Genomic DNA, 15,133 nt, shown 5'->3' with positions numbered 1-15,133 from the left:
GCGCCGCCGTCTGCACTCACGCGGCGCGCGCGTACCAGGTGTCGGCCAGCGAGCTTTCGCCTTCCATCATGTCGGCGAGCAGCGCGTCCAGGCCATGGTCGTCGATCTGCGGATGCTGCGCGCGCGCCTGGCCCAGCACTTCGCGCGCCAGCCAACCCATCCGCGCGACGTTGCCGCGCAGGCGCGCCAGGAAGGCCGCGTCGTCCAGCACCTCGCGCAGCGACGCGTTGAGCTGGTGGAACCAGCCGATCAGGTATTGATCGAGCAATCGGCCATCGGCTTCCGGCTTGCCTTGCGCGTCGTTGTGCCGGCCCCAGTCGCGCAACAGCGCCTGCATGCCCAGGTTGAGTTCGCGCGCGCGGCCGAAGTCCGGCCGCAGCCGGCCCAGCATGGGCAGGTCGGCGATGCGCTCGGAGAAGTACAGCGGCGCCAGCAGCGCCCAGTAGTAGGTGTAGTCCCAGATCACCTTGACCGGCATCACCTGCGCGTCGCCGAACAGCGGGTACTGGTCCTGGTACAGGGTCAGGGTGTTTTCGTAGAACGAGAAATACAGCTGCTGGTACAGATCGGCGTAGGGCGCGATGTTGCGGCCGGCGCGATCGAGTCCGATCAGTTCGCAGATGTAGGTGTTGGAGATGGCGATGAAGTCGCTGCCCGGCGAATAGAACGGGTCCAGGAACACGCCGGCCTCGCCGGTCAGCGCCCAGCGCTGCGCCGAGAACACCTGCTTGCAACCGTAGGAGAACTTGCGCAGGAACAGGAAGTCCTGCAGCGCGTGCTGGCTCTGTTCGAGCGTGCGCGCGACCTGCGGCTGGTGCGTGTGCAGCCAGGCCATGGCTTTTTCGTGCGTGTTCATCGTCTCCAGCGGATGCATCGCCGCATCGCAGACGATGCCCAGCGAATGCGCGCCGGACGACAGCGGGATCAGCCAGAACCAGTAGCCCGGGCCGCACATGTGGTTGGTCGAGCGCCAGCGGTCCGGCGGCGTGCAGCGCTGCAGCCAGTCGCTGTCCTGCGACCAGGCATTGGGATCCACCAGCCCGTCCACCCGCCACCACACGGCGTTGGCGTGGTGCGCGTTGTCCTGGGCCAGGTCCAGCTTGCGCTTGAGCAGGCCGGCGCGGCCGCTGGCGTCCACCACCCAGCGCGCGCGCAGCGTCGCCGCTTCGCCATCGCGCTCGTAGCGCACCTGGTGGTCGGTGTCGTCGTCGGCCAGGTCGATGCCGCGCACCGTGCAGCCGTCGATGAATTCGATGTCCAGCGCGCGCGCGCGTTCGCCAAGGAAATTCTCGAAGCGGCCGCGGTCGATCTGCCACGACGGCGTCGGCAGCAGCCGGCTCACGCCCAGCTCGGTGCAGCGGTCGATGTCCTCACGCCCGTCGGAGAAGAAGAAGCGGAAGCCGAACTTGCGGATCTGCTCGGTATCCAGGTGTTCGCGCAGGCCGAGCACGCTGGCGAAGTAATGCGCGCCGATCTCCACCGAGGATTCGCCGACCTTGAACGCGGCCTCGCGCACCGGGTGCGCACGACGTTCCAGCACGCTGATGCGCAGCTGCGGATCGCGCTGGCGCAGCTGCAGGGCCAGGGTCAGCCCGGCCAGGCCGCCGCCGGCGATGACCACATCCGCATGCCGTTCGTTCATGTCGTTTCTTCCTTGTCGAAAGGGGTGGGCTTGGCTGCGAACTCGCCGGCCGCGTCGTCGATCAGCGCCGGGTTGGCACGGGCGCGGCGGTATTCGCGGACCACATGGCCGTATTGCCAGACCTGCACGATCACGTGCGAGGTGATCTTCCACAGATCGCGGACCAGGCGGAAATGGCTCTTGCGGAAGTTGCCCGGCGTCTGGTTGGCATAGCGCGTTTCGATCGGCACCGCGACCACGCGCGCACCGGCCTGGCGCGCGGCAGAGATCAGCAGTTGCGCCTCGAATACGAAGCCCTCGCCGGGCACGTTCGGCAGCGTGTACACCGCCTGCGGATACAGGCGCTGCCCGCTCTGGCTGTCGACCAGGCGGAAGCCGCAGCCCCAGGCGATGCCCCAGTCGCCGAAGTCGTTGCCGATGCGGCGGATGGTCGGCTGGCTGGCGCGCTTGCGCAGGCGCGCGCCGACGATCACGCAGCCGGGGTGGCGATTAGCCGCGGCCAGCAGGCGCGGGAAATCGGCAGCGCTGTGCTGCCCGTCGCCGTCCATGGTCATCACCGCGCGCGCGCCCTGGCGCTGCGCTTCGGCGAAACCGCTGCGCAGCGCGGCGCCCTTGCCGCGCCGCTGCGGATGCCGGATCAACGTCACCGGCAGGTCGGCGATGCAGTCGCTGGTGCCGTCGTCGGAGCCGTCGTCGACCACGATCACCCGCGGGCAGTGCGTCAGCGCGTCGCCGACCACGTCGCGGATGCGCAACGATTCGTTCAGCGCCGGAATCAGGATCGCCGCATCGGCGGCGCTCAGCGCGATCCGGCTCATGCCTGCAGTTCCACGTGCAGGCAGCGGCCGCCGCCGGCATCCAGCGTGCAGCCGGCGGCGCCGGCGGCCAGCGCGTCGAACAGCACCAGCATCGGCGCCATCGCGTTGCCGGCGGCATGCCGCGCCAGTGCGCCGTCGCCAGCGGCCGCGTCGCCATCGGCCAGGCGCACGCGCAGGCGCGGTTTGCCGGACTGCGCGGCGGCGCCGAGCACCAGCGCGCCGCCGAGCAGGCCGTCGCTGTGCGAGACGCGGCCGAGCGGACCGGTCGAGCGGCTGTCGTAGCCGGCCAGCAGCACCGCCGCCTCGCCGGCCGCCAGTTGCGACAGCGCTTCCAGCAGGCCTTGCGCGAAGCTGGCGCGGTGCGCGCTGATCGCGGTCGCCGCGGCGGTGGCGCCGGCGCCGATGGTCCAGTAGCCGGCGGCGGCGTTGTGCACCGAGTTGTGGAACTTGGTCGGCGAGATCGCCAGCGGATCGTCGGCCAGGGTGGCGCACATGTAGTCGGTGATCGCCAGATCGCCGTGGGTGGAGGTGAACACCGACGGCAGCGCGGCCGGATCGCGGCCGGCGTCCTGGCACGCGGCCAGCGCCACCTCCAGCGACACCGCCACCGTGTCCGGCGCGCGGCGCCGCTCGTTGGGCGCCAGCAGTTGCGAGGCCGGCCGCGCCGGCGTCTCCACAAGGCCGCCGCTGCCCGCGGCGAACGTGCGTGCGGCCGCCCAGTTGGGCAGGCCCGCGGTCCAGAAACCGATGCCTTCGAGGGTCGCGGTCAACATCGGCGTGCTCATGCGCGGCCGAACAGCAGCGAGCAGTTGTTGCCGCCGAAGCCGAAGGAATTGTTCATCGCGTAACGGACCTGTGCGTGGGCATTGGCGAAGCGGATCTGCGGGCCGCACTCGGGATCGGGTTGTTCGCTGTTGAGGGTGCCGGGGAGCAGGCCGTCGCGCAGCGCGAGCAGCGCGAACACCGACTCGACGATCCCGGCCGCGCCCAGCGTATGCCCGGTCCAGGCCTTGGTCGAACTGGCATGCAGGGTGGCCGGGAACAGCGCGGCGACCGCCGCGGCCTCGACGCTGTCGTTGGCCGGGGTGGCGGTGCCGTGCAGGTTCAGGTAACCGATCTCGGCCGCGTCCACGCCCGCGCGCTGCAGCGCGCCGCCCATCGCCAGGCGCGCGCCCAGGCCCTGCGGGTGCGGCGCGGACATGTGGTGCGCGTCGCTGGATTCGCCATAGCCGCACAGCAGCGCCAGCGCCGGCGGCGCGCCGGCGGCATCGGTGCGCTCGAGCAGCGCATAGCCGCCGGCTTCGCCCAGCGACAGCCCGATCCGGCGCACGTCGAACGGCCGGCACAGCTCCGGCGACACCAACTGCAGCGCATTGAAGCCGAACAGCACGCTACCGCACAGCGTGTCCACGCCGCCGACCAGCGCCGCATCCACCACCCCGGCGGCGATCAGCCGCGCCGCCTGCGCGAACACCTTGGCGCTGGACGAACACGCGGTGGCGACGGTGATGCACGGTCCGCGCAGGCCGGTGGCGGCGCGTACGAAATCGCCCAGCGAATGCGGCGTGTGCACGATCGGCCGCTCCAGGTCGGCGGGGAAACGCGCACCCTCGGCGTCCTGCTCGAGCCGGGTATAGGCCTCTTCGCTGGCGCCGATGCTGGAGGTGGAGGTGCCCATCACCACCGCCACGCGCTCGGCGCCATGGCGCTGCGCGGCGGCGGAGACCGCCTCGCGCAGGCCGTCCTGCTGCAGCGCCAGCCAGGCCAGGCGGTTGTTGCGGCATTCCCATGCGGCCAGCGCCGGCGGCAGCGGCAGTGTTTCCAGCGCGTCCACGCGGCCGATCCAGCACGGCAGCGGCTGCGCGCCGAAATCGTTGCGGCGCAGGCCGCTGCGGCTGTCGCGCAAGGCCGTGGCCTGAGCCTGCAATCCGCTGCCGAGCGCGGTGGTCGCGGTGTATGCACGAATTGCGACGGGTGCCATGCGGGGCGACGGGGACGCTTCGGTCACGCGATATTCCGTAAAGAATGGATCCGGGGAGTATATCGGCGCGGTCCGCAAAGCCGTGAAGCGCGCGCGCCCACGCTGAACGTGAACGGGCACGCCGCGTGCATTTATAAATGCAGCGCGGCGCGCGCGCTTTCGCCGCTGGCGCATTTCCTCCACAATCGCTTGCCTTTCCACGCCAGGCGCACGCCACGGGCATGCAAGCCTACGTCTACAAAAGCCAACGCAAGCCGGACACCTATCTCTACCTCGCCAAGCGCGACGATTTCGGCTGTCTGCCGCCGCCGCTGCTGGCGTCGTTGCAGCCGCTGGTGTTCGTGCTGGAAGTGGCGTTGACCGCCGAACGCACCCTGGCCCGGACCGACCCCGCGGCGGTCCGCGCGAACCTGGCCGGCTGCGGCTTCCATCTGCAATTGCCGCCGCTGCCCGACGGCCGGACCGATCGCCACGATGACTGAATCCCCCTTCCGCGCGCGCGCTCCCTGGATCGCCGCCGCGCTGGGCGCGCTGCTGGCGCTGGTCGCCGGGTTCGGCCCGCTGGCCGCCGCGCTGGGCGCGTGGCTGGCGCAGCCGGCGTTCGCGCTGGCGTTGTCCTGGTCCCGCGGCAGCCGGCCGCGGCCGGCCAGCGTGCAGGCGCTGGGCCGCGAACTGCTGCCGCTGCTGGCGCTGTGGGCCGGCGGACTGGGCCTGGTCGCGCTGCTGGTGGCCTGGCCGCTGGCGGCGCTGCGCGACAGTGGCAGCCTGGCCGCCGCCCTGGCGCTGAGCGTGGCCGCCAGCGCGGCGCTGCTCGGGCTGTGGCGCACCTGGCCGCTGTGGCACGGCAGCGAATGCGAAGGCGGCGCGCTGGGCACGCGCTGGCAGGCGCTGGCGCAGCAGGACGTGCAGGCCTGGCGCGGGCTGGCGGTGGCGGCGCTGGTGTTGCTGCTGGCCGGGGTCGGCGTGCTGCTGGCCTGGCCCGGATTGCTGGCCGCCGCGGCGCGCTGGCCGCTGGCGCTGGCCTATGCGCTGCTGTCGCCGCTGCTGCATGCGCTGCTGCAGCGCGTGGCGCCGCCGCAGGTGCTGCCGCTGCCGGTGCGGACCACCTCGGCCGACCTGTTCGCCGAACTGAGCGCCAATGCCGCGCCGCGCGAAGACGAAGCGGCGCCCGCGGCGGACGAACTGCACGCGGCGCTGTACGACGCCGCGCGCGGCGGCCGCGTGGACCGCGCGCTGCAGTTGTTGCAGTCCGGCGCCGACCCGCACGCGCTGCCGGCGCCGGACTGGCGCGACCAGCGCAGCCTGCCGGTGCTGGCCGCGGTGCTGCCGGACCTGCGCCTGCTGCGTGAGCTGATCGTGCGCGGGGTGGACGTCAACCAGCCGCACCTGGGCATGACCCCGCTGCTGGCGGCCACCCGCGACAGCTGGCACGGCCGCCCCGAGGCGGTGATGACCCTGCTCGCCAACGGCGCCGATCCGCGCGCCAGCGACAGCGACGGCAACACCCCGCTGCACCATGCCGCGCGCAGTTCCGATCCGGGCGTGGCGGCCTTGCTGCGCGATGCCGCGGCCGAACTGGACGCGCTGAACCACGACGGCCTGACCCCGCTGGCGGTGGCCTGCCACGTCGGCAACTGGCGCATGGGCAAGTTCCTGCTTGAGCGCGGCGCCAAGCCGGAACCGGCCGAGGGCAGCCCGGTGCTGCTGGCCGCGGCCGGCACCGAGGAAGACGATCCGGCCGGCGTGCAGATGCTGCTCAAGCACAAGGCGCGGGTCGATGCGCGCGACCGCCAGCGCCGCAGCGCCCTGCACGAGGCGGCGCAGGCCGGGCATGTGGAGATCGTCGATGCGCTGCTCGGCGCCGGCGCCAACCTGGAAGCGCGCGATGCCCTGGGCCGCACGCCATGGCTGGAAGCCGCGCGGCATGGCCGCGTCGCGGTGCTCGAACACCTGCTGCCGCACAAGCCCGACCTGGTCGCGGTCGATGGCGACGGCCGCAACGCGGTGCTGCTGGCCTGCACCGCCGACCAGGTCTCGCCGGGCCTGATCCGGCGCCTGCTGGAACTGGGCATCGCGGCCGCGCAGCCGGACCAGAGCGGCCGCCGCGCGGTCGATCTGGCGGCCGAGGCCGGGCGCTGGGCCATCGTCTCCGCGCTGGACCCCGACTACCCGCTGCCGGCCGCGGTCAGCGACGGCCAGGGTGAGGTCGGCAGCGCCAGCCTGCCGGACCGGCCGCCGCTGGAACTGCTGCGCGAAGGCCTGCAACTGGGCCAGCGCGACGGCCTGGCGGCGCTGGCGCGGCTGTGCGCAGCCGAGGAACTGGGCGCGCTGCTGCACGATCCGCACCTGGCGCTGAACCCGCAGGCGGTGGAGTGGCTGCTGGCGCATGGCGCCGCGCCCGAAGTGCTCGATGCCTGCGGCGACACGCCGATGTTCGCGCTGCTGTCGCGCGGCGTGGAAGCGGTGCCCAGCCTGCAGGCGATGCTGCGCCAGGGCGTGTCGCCGGCCGGGCGCGGCGGCCTGACCCGGCTGCTCGCCGCCTGCGCCCAGCACGACCACGCCTCGCGCGCGCTGGAGCAGTTCGCGCTGGAATTGCTCGAACGCGGCGCCGACCCGTTCGCGCCGTCGCCGGCCGGCGATCCGCCGCTGTCGCTGGCGGTGCGCCTGGGCTGGCTGCGCCTGCAACTGCAGCTGCTGGAACGCGGCGCCGACCGCGAGGCGCGCGACAGCCACGGCATGACCGCGCTGCACCTGGCCGCCGCGCTGGGCCGCGAGGCCTCGCTGAAACTGCTGATCCAGCAGGGCGCCTCGCCGGAGGCGCGCGCCGCCGACGGGCAGACGCCGCTGGGCGTGGCCCTGGCCAGCGGCCGCCGCGATCTGGCCGACTGGCTGGACTGGCGGATCTGGCCGTTGCCGCGACGCCCGCTGCGCGAGGCCGACCTGCCGGCCGCGGCGATGGTCGGCGACGCCGATGCGATCCGCCGCCTGATCGACCTGGGCCTGCCGGTGGACGCGATCGACGCGCAGGGCTGCACCGCGCTGCTGCGCGCCGCCGGCGGCGGTCATGCTGCGGCGGTGGACCTGCTGCTGGCGCGCGGCGCCAACCTGCAGCACGCCGCGGGCAGCGGCGCCACGCCATTGTCGGCGGCGGTGAGCATGCGCCAGACCGAGATCGTCGCCGCGCTGCTGGCCGCCGGCGCGCAGATCGAACACCGCCTGCCCGGCGGCGTCACCGTGCTGATGCTGGCCTGTGCGCTGGGCCTGCCGGACATCGCCGCGCGCCTGCTGGCGGCGGGCGCCGACGTGCATGCCGGCGACGCGCAGCAACTGGCGCCGCTGCACTGCGCCGCGCTGTACGGCTTCACCGCGCGCGACAAGTCGCGCCTGCTGGCGTTGCTGGATACGTTGTTGCTGGCCGGCGCCGAAGCCGACCGCAGCGCCGCCGGCGGCGTGACCCCGCTGTTGCTGCTGCTCGGCGCGCGCGCCGAACCGGGCACCGCCTGCGAAGAGCCGGTGGTGCTGGCCGGGGTGGAGCGCTTGCTCGACGAGGACGTGAGCCTGGACGTGCAGGACCCGCGCGGCTTCGGCCCGCTGCACCTGGCCGCGCTGCATGGCCTGCCGCTGCTGGTGCAGCGCCTGCTGCGCGCCGGTGCCGACCCGGACCTGCGCGACACCTTGAACCGCCCGCCGCGCGAGATCGCGGTGATGCGCGGCTTCGTCGACGTCGCCGGGCAGTTCCAGCCGGCGCTGCCGGGCGTGTCGTCGATGGCCCGGTTCCTGCGCGAAGGCCGCTGACGGCAACTGGCTCCGCGTTGTGGCGGTGCATGCGCATGCGCATGCGTGACCGCCGGCGCGGCGGTCGCGTGGCAGCGCTCGCGCCGCGCGGCCAAAAAAAAGCCCGCCATAGGGCGGGCCGGTCGATCCTCACGAAAACGCGCGCGGGAGGATTTCCCCTCCCGCGCCCGCCGGCGCGGCGGCGAACGGCGCCGCCGCTTGCCGTTCGCTTACTGCCGCACCACCAGGGTCAGGCCGCTGTAGCTGCCGGACAGGCGCAGGTAATACGTGCCTGCGCTGGACGGCGTGAAGCGGATCGTCTGGGTGGTGCCCGCCCGTACCGAGCGCGTGTCGTAGCTGCTGCTGGTCGGCACCTTGCCGGCTGCCGCGTAGATCGCGACGTTGCCGGTGCCGCCGAAGGTCATGAAGCTCACCGCCTTGCCGGCTTCGGCCTGGAAGCTGTACAGCGCGTCGCCGCGCTGGCTGCTGAGGCCGCTCAGTTCGACCTTGTTGCTGAGGGTCTTGGTCGGCGGCACGCAACTGCTGTCCGCCGGGTCGCACGGCGGTGTCGTCGCCATCTGCAACAGCATGTCGATATCCAGAATGCCGGCACCGATCGGCGTGCTGGTCGGGATCGCCACCGGGAACGGACGCGCGCTGGCGCGCAGCAGGTCGCGCATGCCGCTCCAGGTGAACGGGGTCTTGGCCACGCTCTGCACCATCGCCACCGCCGCGGCCACATGCGGCGAGGCCATCGAGGTGCCGGCCATGCCGCCGATCTGCCACTCGCCGGTCGGGCCCTGCGTACTGGCATTGACCACCTGGAAGATGTAGCCGTTCGGGTTGCCGTCGACGCCGCCGCCGCCGCCCGGCGCGGCGATGTCCACGCGCGTGCCGTAGCTGGAGTAGCTGGCGCGGCCGCCGTTGACGCGCGTGGCGCCGACGCTGATCACGCCGTTGCAGGAGGACATGGTGTAGGTGGCGGCGTCGGCGTTGGAGTTGCCTGCGGCCACCACGACGATGCTGCCGGCGGCGTTGATCTTGTCGATCGCGTCCTGGTACAGCTGCGGGCAGCTCTCCGGTCCGCTGCTGCCGAGGCTCATGTTGATCACTTCGGCCGGATTCGGGTTGGTCGGCAGGCCGTCCACCGGCAGCCCTGCCGCCCACAGCATGCCGTCGGCAATGTCGCTGCCGAAGCCGCCGCACGAGCCGAGCACGCGCACCGGCAGGATCTTGGCGTCATGGGCCAGGCCGGCGGTGGCCAGGTTGTTGTTGGTGACCTGGGCGATGGTGCCGGAGACGTGGCTGCCGTGCCAGGAGCTGGCTTCCGCCGGATTGCCCGACCCACCCAGGGCGTTGCAGTAGTCGACGTCGACCCAGTCGCCCAGGTCGAAACCGCCCGCTGCGCGTCCGTCCTGGTCGCGGCGCGAGATGCGATGGTCGGTGATCATGTCGTAGCCGGGCAGCACATTGGCGGCCAGGTCCGGGTTGTCCTTGACCACGCCGGTATCGACCACCGCCACCACCACGCCCTGGCCGGTGGAGCGGGTCCAGGCCTGCTCGGCATTCACCCCGCCGACCGGATCGTGGAAATTCCACTGCAACTGGGCGTAGGCCGGATCGTTCGGCGCGGTCGCGGCCCCCGTCGCGGTCGCGGTCGTGCGCGGCAGGGTCACCCTGGCTTCGTCCAGGCGTTGGTAAAGCCGGTCGTCCTGCACCGAAACCACGGAGGGATCGGCCTTGAGTTCGGCGACGAATGCATCACGTTCGCTATCGCTGAGGTGGCGCGAGGTCTGCACCACATGCCAGCCCGGCACCGCCATCTCGCGCAGGACCTTGGCGCTGACCGCACCGCGCGCCGGCAGGTCGCTGCTGGCCGCTCTGGCCTGCTGCATGCTGCTGCGCGACACGGCGCTGGACAGGGTGCCGTCGAGCAGGCGCCGCGCCTGGTTGCCGGTGTCGCGGGTCTTGACGATGAAGCGCTGGCCCTGGTTCGCGGTCTGCGCGGATTGCGCAACCGCGTCGTGCACACCGCCCAGGCCGATGGTCGGCGTGGCGGCGTGGGCGCTGCCGACGGCAAGGGCGGCGGCGAGGGCGGCGGCGAGTTTGTCGGAGGAAATCATCTGCAGGTCCTAGAGAAACGAGAAGGAAGAGAACAAACGCACGGCGCGTTTCGCCCCGCGTGCGATCACAGGTCCACGCCCACGCCGATGCCGGCGGAGGAATCGCTGCCGCTGAACGAGCCGCCCAGGCTGAACGAGGCGCGCGTGCCGAGCTTCTTGGCGTAGCCGATCGACAGCGCCTGTTCGCCGCCCTGGAAGCCGGCACCCACCGACACGCGTCCGCGCGGGCTCTGCGTGCCGGCGGCGTTGATCGCCATGTTGAGCATCGCCGCGCTCATCGCGCCCAGCCGGTCCATGCGCCGGTCCATGCCGTCCAGGCGGTGCTCGGTGTCGGTACGCAGCTGGTTGAAGCTGTCGTCGAGCGCGGTGACGCGGGTGTTGGTGTAGGCGTTGGCGCTGCTCAGCGTGGCGCTGTCGCCGGAACGCATCTGCGCCACGTTGGCCGCGTCGGTGCCGGCGCTGCCGGCGGCGACGTTGGCGATCTGGCGCTCGTTGCCGCTGCTGCCGACCGAGACCGTGTTGGCGCGGTCGGCGACCGAGCCCTGGCCCAGGGCGACCGAATTGCTGGCGGTGACCGACGCGCCCTGGCCGAGCGCGGTGCCGGACGCGGCGCTGACGCTGGCGCCTTCGCCGACCGCCACCGCATTGGTCGCGACCGCGGCGATGCGGGCGTTGGCGCCGACCGCGGTGCTGCCGTCGGCGTTGACCTTGGCATTGGCGCCGATCGCGGTGTCGTTGGGGCCGTAGGCCAGCGATTGGGCGCCCAGCGCCAGGCCGTTCTCGCCATTGGCGGTGGCGCCGGAGCCCACCGCGACCGCGTTGGTGCTGGTGCCGGTGCTGGGAGGCGCGGTGTCGCCGCCGCCGATGCTGACCCCTTGGCCGCCGCCGGAATTGGCGATGGCGTTGATGCGGGTGTCGAAGCCGGTCAGCGCCGTGTCGAACGCGCCCATCGCCGAGCCCAGGTCGTTATAGCGCGTGCCCTGTACCAGATAGCTGCCGCCGATCAGGTTGCCGTTGGCATCCACCGTGCTGCCGGCGCCGAACGCGCTGGCCACGCCGCGCAACTGCGCCAGGTTGACCGCATCGGTATCGGTGGTGCCGGCGGCCAGGTTGGTGAGCTGGCGCTCGGCGCCGGCGTGGCCGATGGAGAGGGTGTTGTCGCGCTCGGCGACCGAGCCCGAACCCAGCGCCACGCTGTTGTTGGTGACGATCTGCACATCGTTGACGTAGGTGGAGTTGCCAACCCGCGCACCGGCGCCGATCGCGACCGACTGGTTGCCATTGACGTCCGCGTCGGTGCCCATCGCGATGCTGTCGTAGAAAAGAATCGGGGCGGCGTCGCCCCCGAAAACGCCGTTCCAGACCATCGCCTTGCCGATGGCGATGCTGCGGGTGCCGCCGGCCCAGGAGCCGCTGCCGATGGCGGTGGAGTCCTGCTGCAGCGCAAATGCGGCCTGCCCGACGGCGGTGGCATTTTCCGCCTGCGCGAAGGCCTGCGGGCCGACGGCCACGCCGCGATCGCTCAGCGCCCGCGCGCCATTGCCCACGGCGAGAGCCCATTCGCCGGTAGCCTCCGTCTGCGCGCCCAGGGCGACCGCAGCATATTGGTTGGCGGTGGCGCTCTGGCCCAGCGCGACGGTGCGCTCGGAACTGGCCTCGGCCAGTACGCCGACCGCGGTGGAACTGTAGGCGGTGGCCATCGCGCCGCCGCCCACCGCGGTGGACAGCGGGCCGGTGGCCTGGGTCGCCTGCAACTGTATCCCTGCCGAGCCCAAGCCGTATTCGCCCACGTCGACGATGCCGCCGACGGCGACGCTGGAAATGTCACTGGCGATCGCGCCGGCACCGGCGGCCACGTTGTACTTGCCGCTGGCCTGGGCGCCGGCGCCCAGCGCGGTCGCGGCCATGCCGGAGGCGGAGGTCTGCTGCAGGATGACCGCGCCGTTGGGCTGGGAGGAGAAGTCCAGGTCGAGCATGCCGCCGACCGCGGTGGTGGAGACGTCGGTGGCCAGGCTGTTGTGGCCCACCGCCAGCGCCTGGTTGGCGTAGCTGACCGCGCCTGCGCCGAGCGCGACGGTGCCGGTGCCGACCGCCGAGGCGGCCTCGCCGGCGGCCAGCGCCTCGTCGCCGTCGGCGTAGGCGCCGGCGTTGCTGCTGTCGCTGCCGGTGGCCTGGAAGTAGAGGGCGGTGTCGCCGCTCGCATCGGCTGGCACCGCGTTCGCGTCGGTCGGCGCCGCATCGGCGGTCGTCGCCGGGGTCGCAGTCGGGCTCGCAGTCGGGGTGGCGGCCGAGACCGCAGCCGGGGCAGTGGCGGCCTGCGCCAGCGACGAGGTCGCCAGGCACAGCGCGCAGGCCAGCGCCAGCGCGCTACGGGCGCCGGTGCGCGAAACGGCGGGCGCGGCATGGCGGATCGGGCGATAGGCGGCAGTGCCGCGTATGGTCGTGCATTCGTTCATGGCGATCTCTCGGTTCTTATGCGGATGGACAGGAGGCGACGTCAGCGGCGCGCAGGCGCGCCGCTTCGGGATCGGTGGTCTTGGGATGCGCCGCTGACCCTGGGCGCGCTCCGTGCAGCGAACTTAGGCGCTGCGTCATTTGCTTGTCACCCGCAAGTTCTCGCCCGATCATCACCGGGTTCTCACCGAGTCGGTGGGATGGGGAGCACATTCGGATGGTGAGGGCATTGTTGAACTGGTTCGACCGGGCGCCGGTCGTGGACGAGGTGGACCGGCGCAACGTGCGGGTGATCCAGCTATTGCTGCTGTTCCTGGCGATCACCATTCCGGCCACGTTCGCCGTCGCGCTGACCCTCGCTTGGCCGCAATTGAGCGGACGCGCGGTGCCGCCCGGGATGGTGGTGTCGCTGACGATGAGCCTGCTGATCGCGGTGTGCGCCGCGATCGGCTTCATGCGCGTACGCCGCGGCGCGCTGCGCGGGGGCGTTGGCTTGCTGTTGGCCGCGATGCTGGCGTCGCTGCTGGTCAATGCCGCGGTCAACGGCCTGCAGCGTCAGTTGCCGGACCAGCTGGCGCAGATGCTGGTGCTGATCCTGGCCGGGCTGGTGCTGGGGCGCCGCGCGCTGTGGATCACCTTCGGCGCGCTGCTGCTGATGCTGGGCCTGGGCGTGGGCCACGACGCGCTGCTGGAATTCGTCGAAGAGCCGGGGCGCGCGTTCTACAACCTGCCGTCGGTGCTGTTCAGCTACCTGCTGGTGACGCTGCTGCTGGATCGCACCACCGAAGCGCTGCGCGAGAGCCTGCGCGAATCCAATGCGCGCGGGCATCGCCTGCAACAGGAAATGCTGGCGCGCGAACGCGCGCAGGCGCAGCTGATCCATGCGCAGAAGCGCGAGATCGTCGAGCGCATGGCCGGCGGCCTGGCGCACGATTTCAACAACGTCCTGGCGGTGATCGTCGGCTTCTCCGCCACGCGCCACGACGACGAGGCCGGCAGCGACGGCGAGCGCATCGCGCTGCTGGAAGACAGCCTGGCGTCGGTGGAGGAATCGGCACGGCGCGGCATGGCGGTGATCCGCCGGCTGCTGCGCTTCAGCCGCCGCGATGGCGAACAGGCCGAGGACTTCGACGCCGCGGCCGCCATCGATGCATTGCAGCCGATGCTGCGGCAACTGCTGGAAGCGCGCATCGTGCTGCGCTGCGCCTTGCCGGCGGCGCCGGCGCCGATCCACCTGGATCGCAGCCAGTTCGAATTGATGCTGCTCAACCTGGCCAGCAACAGCCGCGACGCCATCGCCGACCGTGGCCATCTCGACATCGCCGTGCGCAGCGAAGAGGCGTGGACCATCATCGAGATCGCCGACGACGGCCAGGGCATGCCGGCGGACGTGATGGCGCGCGTGTTCGAGCCGTTCTACAGCACCAAGCCCGCCGACAGCGGCACCGGGCTCGGCCTGGCGGTGGTGCACGACCTGGTGGTGCGCAGCGGCGGCCGCATCCAGGTGCACAGCGAACCGGGCGTGGGCACCCGCTTCCGCATCGCCTTGCCGCAGGCAGCCGCGGCGGCCGGCAATGCGCGCGTGGCCGCCGCTCAGCCGGACGGATCGAAGATGTAACCCTTGCCGTGCACCGCCGCCAGCGGCAGGGCGATGCCGCAACGGCGCTGCGCCTTGCTGCGCAGGCGGTGCACCATCGAGTCGAGGCGGTGCGCGTCGAAGTCGTATACGCGGTCGGTCAGCGCCGCGATCAACGCTTCGCGTGCGACCAGCAGGCCGGGCTGCTCGAGCAGGCGCTGGCACAGGCGGCGTTCGCTCGCGGTCAGCGCCGCCGCCGCGCCGGACGGGGCCAGCAGGCACCAGCCGTCCTCGCTGAGCTGCCAGCGGCCGCGCGCCGGTTCCAGCGGGGTGCCGCCCAGGCGCCGGGTCAGGCTGTGCAATGTCGCCGCCAGCAGGTCGATCTCCACCGGCTTGGACAGGTAGGCATCGGCGCCGCCGGTGAGTCCGCGCACGCGGTCTTCGGTCTCGCCCAGGCTGGTCAGCATGACGATGCCGATGGCCGGATACTGTTGGCGCAACTCCCGCGCCACGGTGAAGCCGTCGGTGTCGGGCAGGCCGACGTCGAGCACCACGATGTCGGCGGGCCAGGTCCGCAGCCGCGCCTGCAGTTCGGCGCCGCTGCCGCAGCCATGGGTGTCGAAGCCGAAACGGCGCAGGCCCGGGAGCAGGATGCGCTCGCGCAGCATCGGATCGTCCTCCAGGACCAGAACGCGCAGGGCGGCGGCAGCGATAGTGGCATTCATGCGCCGGCGCAGTGTAGCGGCAGCCGGCCGATTGCGTATG

Annotated in this window: 10 protein-coding genes; 3 read left to right on the top strand and 7 right to left on the bottom strand. The window is 72.2% G+C overall.

Translation table 11 applies throughout. The features are described 5' to 3' along the window. Window positions 1-16: 16 nt before the first annotated feature. The 4 genes from HEP74_RS20660 to HEP74_RS20645 are packed head-to-tail and all read right to left on the bottom strand — an operon-like array spanning window position 17 to window position 4,441. Entirely contained in the window at window positions 17-1,642 is a 1,626-nt protein-coding gene (locus HEP74_RS20660) for an NAD(P)/FAD-dependent oxidoreductase (RefSeq protein ID WP_185814455.1), read from the bottom strand. Then, a complete protein-coding gene (locus tag HEP74_RS20655; RefSeq protein ID WP_185814454.1) occupies window positions 1,639-2,460 on the bottom strand; it encodes a glycosyltransferase family 2 protein in 822 nt (273 codons plus the stop codon). Before HEP74_RS20655 ends, HEP74_RS20660 begins: the two co-directional genes overlap by 4 nt. After that, window positions 2,457-3,233, bottom strand: a complete 777-nt coding sequence (locus tag HEP74_RS20650) for a beta-ketoacyl synthase chain length factor (RefSeq protein WP_185814453.1) — start codon at window positions 3,231-3,233, stop codon at window positions 2,457-2,459. Before HEP74_RS20650 ends, HEP74_RS20655 begins: the two co-directional genes overlap by 4 nt. An 8-nt stretch (window positions 3,234-3,241) precedes the next feature. After that, window positions 3,242-4,441, bottom strand: a complete 1,200-nt coding sequence (locus HEP74_RS20645; RefSeq protein ID WP_185816746.1) for a beta-ketoacyl-[acyl-carrier-protein] synthase family protein — start codon at window positions 4,439-4,441, stop codon at window positions 3,242-3,244. A 221-nt stretch (window positions 4,442-4,662) separates the two neighbouring features. Between HEP74_RS20645 and HEP74_RS20640 the strand changes: the two genes are divergently transcribed. Further along, entirely contained in the window at window positions 4,663-4,923 is a 261-nt protein-coding gene (locus tag HEP74_RS20640) for a YcgL domain-containing protein (RefSeq protein ID WP_185816745.1), read from the top strand. After that, window positions 4,916-8,236, top strand: a complete 3,321-nt coding sequence (locus HEP74_RS20635) for an ankyrin repeat domain-containing protein (RefSeq protein WP_185814452.1) — start codon at window positions 4,916-4,918, stop codon at window positions 8,234-8,236. Before HEP74_RS20640 ends, HEP74_RS20635 begins: the two co-directional genes overlap by 8 nt. A gap of 209 nt (window positions 8,237-8,445) precedes the next feature. Here HEP74_RS20635 and HEP74_RS20630 read toward each other — a convergent pair whose 3' ends face one another. Together HEP74_RS20630 and HEP74_RS20625 are read right to left on the bottom strand one after the other, a co-directional pair. Then, window positions 8,446-10,338, bottom strand: coding sequence for a S8 family serine peptidase (locus HEP74_RS20630; RefSeq protein WP_185814451.1), 1,893 nt, complete (start codon window positions 10,336-10,338; stop codon window positions 8,446-8,448). Between the two features lie 65 nt (window positions 10,339-10,403). Beyond that, on the bottom strand, window positions 10,404-12,794 hold the full coding sequence (locus HEP74_RS20625; RefSeq protein WP_185814450.1) for a YadA family autotransporter adhesin: 2,391 nt from the start codon (window positions 12,792-12,794) through the stop codon (window positions 10,404-10,406). Window positions 12,795-13,024: 230 nt separating this feature from the next. Here HEP74_RS20625 and HEP74_RS20620 point away from each other — a divergent pair, with 230 nt between their 5' ends. After that, on the top strand, window positions 13,025-14,410 hold the full coding sequence (locus HEP74_RS20620; RefSeq protein WP_255427818.1) for a sensor histidine kinase: 1,386 nt from the start codon (window positions 13,025-13,027) through the stop codon (window positions 14,408-14,410). Here HEP74_RS20620 and HEP74_RS20615 read toward each other — a convergent pair. Then, window positions 14,386-15,093, bottom strand: coding sequence for a response regulator transcription factor (locus HEP74_RS20615; RefSeq protein ID WP_185814448.1), 708 nt, complete (start codon window positions 15,091-15,093; stop codon window positions 14,386-14,388). The genes HEP74_RS20620 and HEP74_RS20615 overlap by 25 nt on opposite strands. Window positions 15,094-15,133: the final 40 nt, after the last annotated feature.

Origin of the sequence: Xanthomonas sp. SS (assembly GCF_014236835.1) — a bacterium.
In the GTDB taxonomy this organism is placed as follows: domain Bacteria; phylum Pseudomonadota; class Gammaproteobacteria; order Xanthomonadales; family Xanthomonadaceae; genus Xanthomonas_A.
The sequence above is the reverse complement of the archived record's forward strand: the minus strand, read 5'-3'. Positions and strand labels throughout refer to the sequence as shown.